At 64.3% G+C, this 13,545-nt stretch carries 14 protein-coding genes; 9 read left to right on the forward strand and 5 right to left on the reverse strand.

The window, feature by feature from the left end:
• Window positions 1–4 precede the first annotated feature (4 nt).
• Window positions 5–1,246, reverse strand: coding sequence for an MFS transporter (locus AC5RUM_RS16800; RefSeq protein WP_494036002.1), 1,242 nt, complete (start codon window positions 1,244–1,246; stop codon window positions 5–7).
• Between the two features lie 219 nt (window positions 1,247–1,465).
• Here AC5RUM_RS16800 and AC5RUM_RS16805 point away from each other — a divergent pair, with 219 nt between their 5' ends.
• Window positions 1,466–2,341 (forward strand): LysR family transcriptional regulator, encoded by an 876-nt coding sequence (locus AC5RUM_RS16805; RefSeq protein ID WP_494036003.1) that lies wholly within the window; start codon window positions 1,466–1,468, stop codon window positions 2,339–2,341.
• Window positions 2,342–2,541: 200 nt separating this feature from the next.
• Here the strand turns inward: AC5RUM_RS16805 and AC5RUM_RS16810 are convergent, their stop codons facing one another.
• Complete coding sequence (locus AC5RUM_RS16810) at window positions 2,542–3,261, reverse strand: excalibur calcium-binding domain-containing protein (RefSeq protein WP_494036004.1); 720 nt, start codon at window positions 3,259–3,261, stop codon at window positions 2,542–2,544.
• Window positions 3,262–3,304: 43 nt separating this feature from the next.
• Entirely contained in the window at window positions 3,305–4,588 is a 1,284-nt protein-coding gene (locus AC5RUM_RS16815) for a GmrSD restriction endonuclease domain-containing protein (protein WP_494036005.1), read from the reverse strand.
• 417 nt (window positions 4,589–5,005) lie between these two features.
• On the opposite strand from AC5RUM_RS16815, the gene AC5RUM_RS16820 reads away from it, so the two are divergent.
• Window positions 5,006–5,377, forward strand: a complete 372-nt coding sequence (locus tag AC5RUM_RS16820) for a hypothetical protein (RefSeq protein ID WP_494036006.1) — start codon at window positions 5,006–5,008, stop codon at window positions 5,375–5,377.
• A 79-nt stretch (window positions 5,378–5,456) separates the two neighbouring features.
• On the opposite strand, the gene AC5RUM_RS16825 is transcribed toward AC5RUM_RS16820, so the two are convergent.
• Both AC5RUM_RS16825 and AC5RUM_RS16830 read right to left on the reverse strand, forming a co-directional pair.
• The gene (locus tag AC5RUM_RS16825) at window positions 5,457–6,185 is read right to left on the reverse strand and encodes a hypothetical protein (RefSeq protein WP_494036007.1); all 729 of its coding nucleotides are present in this window, start codon (window positions 6,183–6,185) and stop codon (window positions 5,457–5,459) included.
• Between the two features lie 126 nt (window positions 6,186–6,311).
• Window positions 6,312–7,349 carry a helix-turn-helix transcriptional regulator gene (locus AC5RUM_RS16830; RefSeq protein WP_494036008.1) on the reverse strand — a complete coding sequence of 346 codons (1,038 nt, stop codon included), beginning with the start codon at window positions 7,347–7,349 and terminating at the stop codon, window positions 6,312–6,314.
• A gap of 120 nt (window positions 7,350–7,469) precedes the next feature.
• Here AC5RUM_RS16830 and AC5RUM_RS16835 point away from each other — a divergent pair, with 120 nt between their 5' ends.
• The 7 genes from AC5RUM_RS16835 (at window position 7,470) to AC5RUM_RS16865 (ending at window position 13,515) form a co-directional block, all read left to right on the forward strand.
• Window positions 7,470–7,868, forward strand: a complete 399-nt coding sequence (locus AC5RUM_RS16835; RefSeq protein ID WP_494036009.1) for a DUF1304 domain-containing protein — start codon at window positions 7,470–7,472, stop codon at window positions 7,866–7,868.
• Window positions 7,869–7,923: 55 nt separating this feature from the next.
• A complete protein-coding gene (locus AC5RUM_RS16840) occupies window positions 7,924–8,745 on the forward strand; it encodes an alpha/beta fold hydrolase (protein WP_494036010.1) in 822 nt (273 codons plus the stop codon).
• Window positions 8,742–9,077, forward strand: a complete 336-nt coding sequence (locus AC5RUM_RS16845) for a hypothetical protein (protein ID WP_494036011.1) — start codon at window positions 8,742–8,744, stop codon at window positions 9,075–9,077. The genes AC5RUM_RS16840 and AC5RUM_RS16845 overlap by 4 nt, the downstream gene beginning before the upstream one ends.
• A gap of 167 nt (window positions 9,078–9,244) precedes the next feature.
• Window positions 9,245–9,382, forward strand: a complete 138-nt coding sequence (locus AC5RUM_RS16850) for a hypothetical protein (RefSeq protein ID WP_494036012.1) — start codon at window positions 9,245–9,247, stop codon at window positions 9,380–9,382.
• A gap of 364 nt (window positions 9,383–9,746) precedes the next feature.
• Window positions 9,747–10,361, forward strand: coding sequence for a DUF4190 domain-containing protein (locus AC5RUM_RS16855; protein ID WP_494036013.1), 615 nt, complete (start codon window positions 9,747–9,749; stop codon window positions 10,359–10,361).
• Window positions 10,362–10,541: 180 nt separating this feature from the next.
• Entirely contained in the window at window positions 10,542–11,258 is a 717-nt protein-coding gene (locus AC5RUM_RS16860; protein WP_494036014.1) for a hypothetical protein, read from the forward strand.
• A gap of 556 nt (window positions 11,259–11,814) precedes the next feature.
• On the forward strand, window positions 11,815–13,515 hold the full coding sequence (locus AC5RUM_RS16865) for a helix-turn-helix transcriptional regulator (RefSeq protein WP_494036015.1): 1,701 nt from the start codon (window positions 11,815–11,817) through the stop codon (window positions 13,513–13,515).
• The last annotated feature ends 30 nt before the right edge of the window (window positions 13,516–13,545 follow it).

A 13,545-nucleotide genomic window follows, 5' to 3' on the forward strand; every position in this document is an offset into this window, starting at 1 on the left:
AGTGCTACCGCACTGGCTCGGAGGCGGCGGCGGCGAGGTTTTCGCTGGTAGGGGCTTTGGCCGGGCGGATCGCAAGCATGGGGATCACGGCGAGCAGCGGACCTGCAGCCAGGGCGAGGAATGCGAGCTGGAAGGAGGACGTGGCACCGAAAACCATCCCGATGACGGTGGGGACGACGGTGCTGCCCAGCTGCCAGAAGGCGTTGACTCCGCCTGCTGCGGATCCTGCCAGCTTTTCTCCGGCCAGGGTGGGGATCATGGCAAGCATGATCGGGCTGTAGACGTAGGCGGCGATGCCCAACAACGGTGCGATCCAAAGGAACTGCACGCCGTCCGTTGCCATGCTGAAAAGAACAAGAGTGGCCGAGAACGTCAGCAGAATGCATATGGTGAGGGTTCGTCGGGTCATCCTGATTGCGTCGGAAACGAACCCGATGAGGGGCTTCGAGAATATAGCGGTCGTGCCGAAAATGACCACGACGATGCCGGCCTGAACCGGGTCGACGCCGACGCCTTTGGTCATAAGCAGATTCGACCAGGTGACGAACCCATAGGTGCCCCAGAGGGCGCCAAAGCCTGCCAGGCCGAGCAGGATGAGGTTTCTGTTGCGCAGGAGGGGCTTGATCTGCGGTCGGGTCTTCTCTTGCGGGCCACTTTGCTGTTTGCCGCCGCGCAGAAGGATCAGGCAGATAATGCCGAGACCGACGGAGATGAACCCGAACAGGTGGTAGGAGGCCCGCCAGCTTGCCTGCTGGATCAGGGAAGGAACGACGGCGTTGGCAATAACAAGGCCCAGAGAGGTTGCTGTCATGAAGATACCCATTGCAGCTCCGCGTTTCTCAGGTCGGAACCAGTTGGAGATCAGCCGGATGCCTCCACCGAATTCTGCACCTGCGCACAGGCCGATGCAGGCTTGGAAGACCAGGCCCATCTCCGGGGAGGTCGACTCGCCGAAGCCGAGCATGAAGGAACCTGACAGCAGAATGCTCAGCCCGACAATGAGCCGGCCGCCGAGCCAGTCGGCAAGGAAGCCGCCGAACAGGTTGGAGAGGACGTAGCCGATGTAATACGTGGTGGCGAACAGGCCAAGCCCAGCCACGGCAACGCCGAGGTCGTCACCAACAGAACCCGCAGCGGGTCCCCAGGTGGCGCGGTCTACGGACGTCATGGTGAAAGCAGCCCAGGCTAAGGTCAGGACGACCCAACGGTATGGGGACTGGCGGATCGCAGTTTGCGAAGTCGTCATTGACTTTCTTTCTTTAGGGCATTCGACAGATGGGGAAGGGGCGGGCTGCAGCGGTCCCTGCTGTGAGGCTAAGAGCAATTCCCATAACTAACAGGAAGGGTCTATGTCACACATCACAATATAGAAGCCCTTGATTGCAGGTATCCAATACCCTTTTCAGTGAGGGGGCATACCCTGAAGTTATGGCGGGCAGGGAACCGCTAAGTGAAAGGATGCGACATGGAACTTCGGCAGCTGCGCTACTTCGTAGAGGTTTTTAGTCAGAGGTCAATCTCCAGGGCAGCCGAACAGCTGCTCATCTCCCAGCCTGCCTTGACGCGTCAGATCCGCCTCCTGGAACACGAGTGCGGCACACCCCTGTTTGAGCGCCTGCCCAAGGGAACATTCCCGACTCCGGCCGGCGTGGCCCTCCATAAGCATGCCCTGACCATGCTGGCAATGGCCGGGTCCGCCCGGGAGATAGCACGTCAAGCCGGACCGGTACGGCAGCCTGTCGCTCTTGGACTGGCGCCAGGCCTGCCTTTCGAATGGGTGGACCGACTTCTGGCGGCAGTCGCTGCACAAGCACCCCTAGCCGAGCTGGAACTGACAGATGGAGACACCACAAGCCAGTTAAGAATGGTCCGGGAAGGCCGTCTGGACATTGGCTTGGTGCATCAGGAGCCTTCAGAGGACTTGGTCGGCGGACGCGTAAGGAAGGAGTTCTTCGGCCTTGCCTGCCGTCCCGGACTGCCGGCGATTGGCGGCGAGACGGACTGTCGGTTGGCCGATGTTCATGATCAACGGGTGCTGATTCATTCCAGGGAGCAGTTCCCCCTCGGACATGACCGGCTACTGGCAACCTCCCATGAGTTGGGTGTGGCTCCAGCTTGGCGGATTGCAACCTTCAACGAGCATGCCCGCGCCTGCGCGGACTCCACGTCGTCCGTCGCGGTAATGCTGACCGAAGCAAGCGCCCGCCGCCTCCTGCCTGATTGGCAGTGGAAGCAGCTCGTGGACCCAGCCATGGCACTAGAGACGTGGCTGATTCGCCAACCCGTGACGCGCGGCATCGTCGAAAAGGTCGCCGACATCATCCTGGAAACATTCCAGTAGCGCCGCCTTGTCGTCGGAGTTACGGCTGCAGCCAAATCGGAGTTCGGCAGCCGCTGGCGGAACATCGAAATTTCTGACGCGTGGCGCCTATGTTCAGGGCTGATGGACGGCGGGACTCATAGGCCTTAAAGCGGCCTGCCGTGGATGCATTCCACGAAGGAAGGCATCCACGGCAGGGCTGTTATTTCGGACAGCGTTGGCTACGACTCGCAGGCGACGCCGTCGCGATCGCGGTCAAGGCTGGTGCTGTAGCCAGCCTGCCCGGCGTACAGCGGCGCGGCTCCTGCGGCCTTTGCTGCGGCGCAGTTGGCGTAGTAGGCGGAGGCTGGTGCCTGCGGGACAGCCTGCTGCACCGGCGCCTGCGGGACGGCCTGTTGAGCCGCCGCTTGCTCGGCCGCCAGCTTCGCGGCAGCAGCATCAGCCGCAGCCTTGTCGGCCGCCGCTTTATCAGCCGCTACTTTGTCCGCTGCAGCCTTGTCCGCGGCAGCTTTCGCGGCAGCTTTCGCGGCTGCAGCCTTTACGGCAGCAGCCTTTTCGGCGGCCACCTTGTCTGCAGCGGCCTTCTCCGCCGCGGCCTTTTCCGCCGCAATCGTGTCAAGGTTCTTGACGCCGAGGTGCACGGTGGAGCCCTTTGCCACTTGTGCACCGTCCGTGGGGTCTTGGGACACTACCTGCCAATTCTTCTCCACAATGATCGACTTGCCGTCCACGGTGTCCTCAGCCTCGACCTCGAGCCCCAGATCTTCCAGTTGTTCCGTGGCTATATCCAGGGTCAGGCCCACTACGCCTGGAACCGTGACAGTCTCTTCAGCCACTGCAACAGCGGTAGCTGATTCTGTCGGCTGCGCAGCCTCCTGCTTGCCGCCGCATCCAGTCAGCATGAGGCCGGCCAGTACGACTAATATCAACGTCTTTTTCATTTTTCCCCTTGGAAAGTTTGAAACTGTGAGTGATGGAATTGGTCTAGCTCTCGCAGGCGACGCCGTCGGAGTCGCGGTCGAGCGCCGGTCGGTAGCCCGCTGATCCGGCGTACAGTGGTGCTGCACCTGCAGCTTTGGCGGCAGCGCAGTTGGCGTAATAGGCGGCAGCTGGTGCTGCGGGAACGGGGGCGGGCACAACCGGTGCCGCCGGAACGGGGGCAGGCGCAACCGGTGCCGGAGCTGCCGGCGCCGGGGCCGGAGCAACGACAGCGGGGGCAGGTGCGACGGCGTCCGGGGCCGGGGCCACCGGGGCAGGTGCCACCACCGGTGCCGCCGCCGCCGGCGCCTTCGCGTTTGTTGGCGCGAGCTGGCCGGAGCAGTCGGCCAAGATCCTGGCCATCGCGTCGTGCTCCGCCTGCGTAACCCACAGGCTGTATGTCGCCTTCACCGAAATCTGCCGGGCAACGTATTCGCACCGGAAGCCCTTGTTTGGCGGCAGCCAGGTGGCGGCGTCGGCGTCGCCCTTTTGCATGTTTGTCGGGCCGTCCGTCGACTGCAGGTTCAGCGGATCATTGGCGAAGGCTGTCCGCTGTTCCGTGGTCAGCTGCTGTGCGCCCTTCTGCCAGGCGTCGCTGAGGGCAACAAAATGATCGATCTGGACGGCGCTGCTGGTCGCAGCCCCCCGCAGGAAGTTGATGCTGGTGCCCGTGTACGGGTCCGCCAGCGTGCCGGACCGCACCTTGCACGGGACGCTGTTGGTGTATTTGATACCGGTGAGGTCACGCTTGAGAGTGTCATTCCGCGTGTCGCAACCGTTGCGGTCAACGTCTGCCCACGCCTGGCCGAACAGCGCGCGGTCATACCCCGTCTTTGGTGCCCGGCCCTTGATGGGAAGGGTGGCCAGCAGGTCGACCGCCTTCGTGGCGAAGGCGGGCTGGGTCTTTGGAGCCGCCACGCTGGCGCCCTGCGCCAAGACGTACGGGCTGTCAGGATCCAGCGGGGCGCCCGTCTCCTGCACGGTTGGGGCGGACGACGGCGTCGGCGTCGCAGTGGTGGTGGCGCTCGCTTCTGCGGAGGCTGGCGAGGCAGTGCCCTCCGACGAGGCGGCCTCCAGCTCCGCCGTCGCACTGCGCGGCATCGCCAAGCCGCCCGCGATAAACAAGGCAAAGGCGACAGCAAGCGCAATGGCCCCCGCCTTCCTCTTTGCCGGGAGCCACGCCCATGAGCGGCGCCCGGTCGCCAGGACATAGAGACCGGTGAGCGCGGCCGAGATGGCCAGGAAGACCAGGGCACCCCCAACGCCGCCACTGAAGGCCCCCAACATCACGAACAGCGCGGTAATGCCCCCGACAATGAAGGTGGACGCGCGTGGCTTTCGCGGTGGCCTCGGGCCCCGTCCCGCACCCGTTGGTCCTGGTCCCAGAAGGCTCTCGTAATTCGACATTCGTATCCCCATTAATAAAGGCCCGGCAAGTAGCCGGGCCTTTTGCTCAAGCCGAAATGTAGCTAATGAGAAGCGTATTTCCCCGGCCCCGGGGGAAACCGACAACTGCGTTGATCTTGGGGCAACGTTGATCCAGTCTTGAGCCAACCTTGAGGATCCGTGTCACACTGCGCATCCAACGCGTAACTGCCACGCATCTTGTGCCCGAGGAGCGCGCACCCCGTGCCATGGCCAAGGCCCCTACCGGGCCCATATATAGACTGCAGGGGTACGTGTCCCTCGACTATTTAGGAGAAGTTCATGAGCTACAACGGAAGTCAGTCCGAGAAGCCGGTAGCAGCCGGCGACCTAGACCGCAGCCATATCGGTCAGACGGTGAGCTTTGAATCGAACGACTTCACGGTTGTCTTCGGAACAATCTCCGGCATCGCCCGGACCGAGGCCATGGTGTACCTGTCTCTTCAGGGAGTGGGCGGCGGCACCCATCTGAAGGAAGAGTACGACTTGCCTGTCGGCCAGAACGTCTACGTTCAGATGGACCCTCTGAGCACCGCCGGGAAAACCCTCGCCGAGGCGGAACGGGTCATCAAGGAGAAGTTCGACGAGATCAAGAAGAACCTCCGGGACCGGGAACAGAAACCGGACTCCGAACAGAAACCGGGCGCCGAGTAACCGGACTCCAGTCCGCGAGGAACCCCGCAGTGCGCAGCACTGCGGGGTTCCTCTGTCACGGCGCCCAGAGCGCCGCCCACTACCCGTGAGTGACCACAGCACCCACCAGGGCGAACAACGTCCCGGCCGCCAGGGCAACGAGGGCACGTTTCCGGGTGGGATACAACCAGCACACTGCGAATACAGCCACTGCCAGGATGACGCCGTTGACGACGCTCAGGATGACCGCGACCCACTCGGTCCCGGTGGCCACCCCGAAACCTCCGCCGCTGCAACCGCTGATCCCGCACCAGAAAAAACCGGCCACCATCCACTGCGGAAGGCTTAGCAGAACTGCCAGCGGCACGGCCCACCAGAGCTTGCTGACGTCCGGGGTGACCCCGCGCAGCGCCACCCGCGGATATTGAGCCGAGGCGCCGGGCATGCTGGCGGCCGGAACCTGTGTGACCCTCCGGATACCAAGGACAATCAACCGGAAGACACCCGCGTTGACCACCGCAAGGAGGACGTACCCCAGATAATAGAGGACCGTCGTCGGGCTCAATCCGCCCAAACTGAACTCATCCGGCGAGGGCGGACCCTCGGAACTAAACATGCCGATGATCAAATACGCAGCCGACACGGGCAGTGTCAGATACACCATGGCGAGCAGCAGGCCCTCTTTGGTCCGGGCATCCAGGTCCAGCCCTAAGCCATTGGTAAGTAGCGCTGCAACGACTGCGGCGACCGTCACCGACAGATAAACGACGACGGCGGCTCTGGCCCAGCGCGGCAGGGCCCTTTCCTTCGGCCGAGACCCGCTACTCACAACGCTCCCCCTTGACGTCATTCCGGCCCACTCGCCGCGAGGGAACCGATGGTGCCGGCACTCGCTCGGGCTACCGGCACTTTGATGGCCGCACGCCGGGGTTTCGACAGGCTCAACCACCGGAGGCTAAACCAGCAGCTTCGCCACCAGTTCCCCACGGCTGCCGACGCCCAATTTTCCGTAGAGCGCCTTCAGATGGTCGTGGACCGTGTGCGGGGAGATGAACAGATTTCGTGCGACGTCCGCCGTCGAAATTCCGGACAGAAGCTCCAGGCAGACATCCCGTTCACGGGCGGAGACCCCGTAGGCCGCCAGCAGGAGGCTGACCACGTCATGCGTGGTGGCCGGCTCCACGGTGATCACCATCTGCTCGGGGTCGTCGACCGTAATGAGGCGGCTGGCCTGCAGCACCACCCAGTTGCCGCCGGCGTCCCGCATTCTGGCCCGGGCAGTGCCTGAGACGGAGCCATGGGCCTGCCCCACGACGGAGTGCAGCGTCATGGTGAACCCGCCCGGCGCCGCATCCTCCACTTCGGCCAACCACAGGACAGCTGCGGGAGTGGCCGCCCGCAGTTCGCCGTGGATTCCGGCGATCACGATCACCGGGCCACCCCCAGCGGGGCGTTGCCCGCGCTGCACCCGCACGGCCACCCGGGTAGCAGCCGCCAGAGTGGCGGTGACGGCGTCCAGGAATTCCACCTCGCGGTCCGAGAAATCCTGTCCGCCTTCCCGGAAGATGCTGCCCACACCCCAGCACGCCTCGTCCACCCGGAACGCGCCGCGCAGCTCATGGTGCAGACCCAGGGGAACCAGCAGGTCATTGATCCGGACGCTGCGGACCACGTCCCGGTGCGGGGCATCAGAAATCCTGGCCACGGGCCTCGGCCGCCGCAGCAGCTCCCTGAACGTGTTGGGTTCGGCGCCAGCGTACTCGGACTCGGCGAAGCGAGCGGCATATTCATCCGTCACCGGCCATGGCCGCCAGTTGGTCACGGAGGTCATCCCCAGCGTGTCGGGGTCCACCGCGGCCCAGCAGCCCTGATCGAACGAAACTTCCCGCCGCACCACGGCCAGGGCGGCAGCGTACAGCTCAGCCAGGTCCAGGCCGCCCGAGGCGAGGTCCGCCATCTCGCGCCGGGCACGCTCAGCGCGCTCCTCCCACATACGTCCAGTATCCGGCCGGAGGGCCGGACCGCAATCCCCCAAACAGGGGATTGAGGAAGTCTCCAGGATCCCCTGGTGAGGGGATCGCAGGGCCGCGCGCCGCCGTCGTACTCTTCCTCCATGAACGCCGTATCGCAGCTGTTCGCGGTGCTTGCCGCACTGATCTACATCGTGGTGTTCCCGCTGGAAAGCTTCTTCCTGCGGCACCCGGCAGCGCAGAAATTCCTCAGCACACCTGCACAGAACGTGCCCGCCGTGATGATGTGGGCCATCCCCACCGGCTTCCGCAACCTCCTGATCGGCCTGGGGAACATCGCCGGAGTAGTCGCGGTGAACACGGGCTACGTGGTGGTGGGCTACACCCTGGTGGTCTACTGCTGCGCCAACATGGTGCTCAGCGGCGCCACCATGGGGCTGGCGGACTGGCTGGGCCACTATCCAAAGAAGGGCGACAGCATCCCCGGCACCCTCGGCGCGACCGTCCCGCCCCTCATTGCGCTGGTCGCTCTCCCGTTCTGAGCCTGCCGTTCTGAGCCTACGCGAACCGGGTCCGGACGCGGCGTACCCTAAGCCTATGGAAACCGAGGTCCGGGATCTCCGGCTCCGCACCGGCATCACGGTGCCGTGCCTCGTCCAGGGCGACGCCGGTGCGAAGCCGGTGTTGCTGCTGCATGCGTGGGGCGAATCCCGCGGCAGCTTTGACCGCCTGCTACCCCAGCTGACCGGATTCAGGGTCTACGCTCCGGACCTCCGCGGACAGGGCGAGGCCGACAAACCGGAGGACGGCTACTCCCTGGCAGAACAGGCCGAGGACGCCGCCGCAATCCTGGACGCCCTCAACGTTCCCCGGGCGTTCATCGTCGGCTCCTCCAGCGGAGGTTACGTCGGTCAGCATCTGGCCGTTACCCACCCCGGGCGGGTTGCGGCGCTGGTGCTGGTGGGCTCTCCCCTGAGCCTGCAGGGCAGACCCTCTTTCGCCGACGAAGTGGACGCCCTCACCGACCCGCTCGACGAGGGCTGGGTCCGGGATTCCTTGACCTGGTTTCCGATGCTGCACGACGTTCCTCCGTGGTTCATTGACGACCGCGTTCGCGACGGCCTCAGGATGCCCGCCCATGCATGGAAAGCAATCCTCGACGGCCTGGCCGCGGCCACTCCGCCCACAGAATGGGGAACCATCGAGGCGCCCACGCTGATCCTGTGGGGCGCCCAGGACAACCTTCTGCCGCGCAGCGACCAGGAAACCCTGGCAGCCCGGATCGAGGGAGCGGAGTTGAAGGTCTACCCCGACGTGGCGCACATGGTTCTGTGGGAGTGCCCGGAGCAGGTCGCCGAGGACGCGGCGGCGTTCTTTCGTTCCTGTGTTGACTCCCGCCAGCCGTGGGATGCACTGTGACTGGCCGCTATGCAGCCTCATTGGCCGGAAGGTTGCAGGAGGTTTATGAAAACCTGCCACTGCCGGCCGGCCAGGCGATCGGTCTGGCCTTGGATGCCCTCCTCGCCGGGCTCCATCCGTTGCCGTTGCCCGGCTCCCGTTCCCTGCGCCGGACGGCGGGGCTGGGGCTGCTGCTCGTCGGCGTCGGTCTCAATATTTGGGCTCTTGCTGAACGGGGACGCCGCTCAGCGGGCCCTTTCGAGCTGGAGCGACCGGAGGAACTGGTCACCAGCGGTCCTTACGCCTTCACCCGCAGAGAGGTACTGCCCGGCAGATGGGCCCGGATCGCCTAGCCCTTCTGAGGCGGGTAACCCGGTTCGGTGACAGTACGCGGCGCGGCAGCTCCTTGTGCTGCTCGTCGCATCGGTCCGCTCGGGCGTTAGCTCTCACGCGCCCTCCGAGATGTTGAGAATGCCCCATCGCTTTCCAAGAACCAATCCGACCCTGATCATTCTGGCAAATGCCGACCTCCGTCTTCACCCCCGGGCATGCCGTGCAGGTGGAAGACAATGCCGTCGCCCCGCAGTTCCTCCATTTCCCTTTGAGGTTATGCATCGGCAACATCTCCACCGCACTGGCCGTCCTTCGTCGCCCCTGATCACTGTGGCCCTTGGCTGGAGGGGAAAGACGTCATGCGAAAGCCATGTGCATCTCCCGCATTTGATCGTGAGTTCGAATCCGGCAGCGACTCCAATGAGACCCCTGGTGCAGTAACCGGCGGCTGCATCAACTTCTTCTGAGCCTTCCCGCAGTATTCGCTAAGGATTTCGGCAACCTCGGTTAGATAAGAGGAATTTGAGACATAATTTTTTTGCTACATCAAGCTCTCCACGATGATTCTCCTGGTGACGGCAGGTCATGAATTCACGGGCCGTAGCGATCGACAATGGCGTATCTGCATCAGTCAACCGGACTCCACCGAATCAGAACGCATTAAATAGAACACATTGAAAAGGGGAAAAGTGTCAGAGAATCAAACAATTCCGATCGCCGATCAGCCACGGATTCATCATGTCAAATTGGTCGAGGATAAGCGCAAAAACGGCTTGGGCGTCGCGGCTCTCGTGGTTGGCATCGTCGCCGCAGCATTCAGCATGATCCCACTGGTAGGAATGATTGCCTTTTTCCTCGGCCCGATCGTCATTATCCTCGGCATCATCGCCCTATTCCTCAAGAATCGAAAAAAGGGCATGGCAGTCACTGGTGTCATCCTCGGCGTCGTCAGCCTCATCGTCGCCGGAATGGTGACCGCCGGCGTGAGCGCTGTTGCGAACTCCATTGACGAAAGCATCAACGCCGAGCACACGGTGGAGTATGTCGTCACTACGTCAGGTCCGGCAAGCATTTCGTACTGGACACCGGGCGGAAACTCCACGGAAGACATCACGGCTGGATGGAAGAAGTCCATCACCTCGAAGGAATTCAATATCGCGAGCCTCTCTGTGACCGGAAGCTACTCCGACGCTTCCGCCGCTGTCACTTGCGACATCCTGATCGACGGCAAGAGCGCAGGGAAGAACACGGGTAAAGGCACCGGCGCTCATGCTTACTGCTCGGGGAGCACCTGGCAGAAGTAGATCGGCGGTAGGGCTGGTACTTTGCGCTGAACTGTCTGCCGGTGCCAGCCCTCTCACGTCTGACCGTCCCGCCGCCGCCGGATCCGCAGGCCATCGGCCAGCCCGGCGTGAAATCTGTGGCCAACGCGTGGCCGCTGCTCGGCGTCGGGGATCATGAAATATCGGCAAGGAGTACCCCCATTGAGAAACCCCACTGGCGCCGAAGCGCCAACGGAAAAGATCGCAGCCCAAGATATGCAATCTGACGCAGCTGCCAGCACGGACCAGACGGCAGAGATCGTCGAATTTCAGGAACCCCTCACGAAGGTATGCCCTAAATGCAGCGTACAAACTCAAACTGCCGGCAACTTCTGCCCGCATTGCGGTGCTGCCTACGCGGGCCAGCGTAAGATCCTGAAGCTCAGCAAGCGAGTCATTCTCAGTGCTGTCGGCCTTCTGATTATTGCCATCGCTGGAATAGCGATTGCACTTAGCATTCAACACAATAATCAGGTGAATTCCGAGAAGGCAGCTGCGGCCGCAGCTGCAGAGGTTCAGAAGGAACGCGAGACCGAGGAAGCCCGAGCCTCGGCCGCCGCCTCAGCATCAGCCGCGGCAAAAGAAGAAGCTGACTCTGCCGAGCGATTGAAGCGGACGTCTATTGTCACTGCACTGGAGGAGTCTGTTCTTAAGGACGCCAAGTCGCGCGTCAACGAGGGTGTCCTAGACGGACCCATTAAACGCGCATCATGCACCCCACTGGGTGGAGGATCCACAGACGATCTGACCGCAATCACTGGGACCTTCGAGTGCATCGCCGTGAACAAAACCGAAACAGATGGTTCAGAATCCGGCTACCGTTTTTCGGCGACAGTCAACTGGAATGCAGCCAGTTACTCCTGGCACCTCGGCAGCTGATTTCTGTCATTCCCAGGAATACGATGAGGCCGCTGCCTAGCGAACGGCGGCCCCATCGTGTTCACAAGGTTGACGATGAGCAGCATCAAGTACTCGACTAATCTCCTGGTAGGGTGCCCATCTCCGCGCGAACCGCCCTGTTACCGCTGACACTGCCGGTCGTCGTCCCCTTTGTCATTAGGCTGGCGGACGGCACGCTTACCCGCAGGGCCGCAAAGCGCGGGGCTGGTCAGAGCCGGAAGTGAAGGAACCCGTCCCCAGCGCTAACTGAGCGGACACCGCGAACCGTAAGCCCGCCGTCGGCCTCCCATCAGATGCCAAGTGACCCGACGCCGCGGCCTCGCTTGCAATTTTCGATTCCGGACGGCGGAAGCCAGCGGCACCCGGACAGGTACAACGGCTAGCGGCAGGCTCCGCTCCAGCACCTTGCCGCCCTTTAACCCCGGCGGTAGCCTGAAAACCAGATGACGGGCCGCGCCGCCCACCACCGGTTCCGCGAGTACCGGCACCGGCAGCGCCCACAGGCTCAGACCCGCCACCGGGAACGGGAGAGGCGATGTCTACGCTCGCAGACGGCCGGGAAGCCTACGCCGAACGGCGGTGGCCTGACGCCGTCGGGCAGTACACCGCTGCCGACCGCGACGCCGAACTGCCGGCCGGCGACCTGGAACAGCTGGCCACCTCCGTGATCCTCACCGGCCGGGGTTCCGAGGGAGTGGACATTCTGGCCCGGGCGCACCTGAAGTACCTCGCCGACGGCGACTACCCCGCCGCCGTCCGCTGCGCCGTTTGGACCGGGATTAACCTCATCTTGCTGGCTGAACCGGCCCGCAGCGCCGGCTGGCTGGCCCGGGCACACAGGATCGTCGAGGACCTGTCCGAACCCTGCCGCTTCGAGGGCATGCTGTTCTTACCTGCCGGGCTGGGCGCCCTTTACCAGGGCGACGGCGCCGCCGCCGCGGAAGCCTTCACCAGGGCCGCTGACCTCGGGCGGGAACGTGGCGACGCTGACACGGCGGCCCTCGGCATGCTGGGCCTGGGACAGGCAAAGATCATGCTGGGCCAGCTCGACGACGGCCGGGCCCTGCTCGACGAAGCGATGGTGGCCGTCACTGTCGGGGAGGTCTCCCCGGTCCCCGCCGGGATCATCTACTGCGCAGTGGTCGAAACCTGCCATCTGGCCTTCGACCTGCACCGTGCCCACGAATGGACACGGGCGCTGGACCGGTGGTGCGACGCGCAACAGAACCTGGTGGCCTTCAGCGGCCAGTGCCAGAGGCACCGGGCCGAGCTCTACCGGCTCCACGGCGCCTGGACCGAGGCGATCGACGCGGCCAAAATGGCCCAGGACCTCGCCTTCCGCGGCGACCGGATGGCCACCTACGGCGGCTTCTACGAACAGGGCGAAATTCACCGGCTCCGGGGCGACTTCGACGCCGCCGAGGCCGCCTACCTGCACGCCCAGGAGACCGGCTTCCCGGCGCAGCCCGGGCTGGCGCTTCTCCGCCTGGCCCAGGGCAGGCCGGACCAGGCCCAGTCCATGCTCCGGCTGGCCATGGACGGCGCCGCCCCCGACTACCGGCGCCGAATGCTGGCCGCCCGGGTGGAGATCGAACTGGCGGCAGGCGACGCGCGTGCGGCACGGGCCGCCATGGAGGAGCTGGCCTCGCTGTGCGCTTCGTTCGACATGCCCATGCTGCACGCCATCGCCGAGCAGTGCGAGGCCTCTGTCCTGTTCCACGAAGGTGACCCCGAGGCAGCCCTGGTCCTGCTCCGCCGTGCATGGTCCCGCTGGCTCAGCCTCGACGCGCCGTTCGAAGCGGCCCGCTGCCGTGCCCTCCTGGCCAGCGTGTGCGCCGCGCTCGGCGATGAGGAATCCGCCCGGCTGGAGCATGAGGCGGCCCGGGCAGTTTTTTCCGAGCTCGGCGCCGCTCCGGAGCTGTCCGCGCTTGAGTCATCGGCGCATGCGTCATCGGCGCTTGAGCAGTCGGCGCCCGTTGCGCCGGACGCCGGGACGGCTCACTTGCCAGCTTCCGCGGACGACGTCGGTCACGCCGCCGCCGCCGGGCCGCTCACCGCCCGCGAAACCGAGGTAGTCCGGCTCGTCGCCGCCGGACTGAGCAACCGGGACATCGCCGCCGAGCTGTTCATCAGCGAGAAAACGGTCGCCCGGCACCTGAGCAATATCTTCACCAAGCTGGGCTTGACCTCCCGGGCCGCGGCCACAGCCTACGCCTACCGGCACGGACTCGTCTGACCTCCCCTGGTGAGCCGGCACACCACCGTA

Source organism: Arthrobacter sp. B2060 (assembly GCF_059090445.1).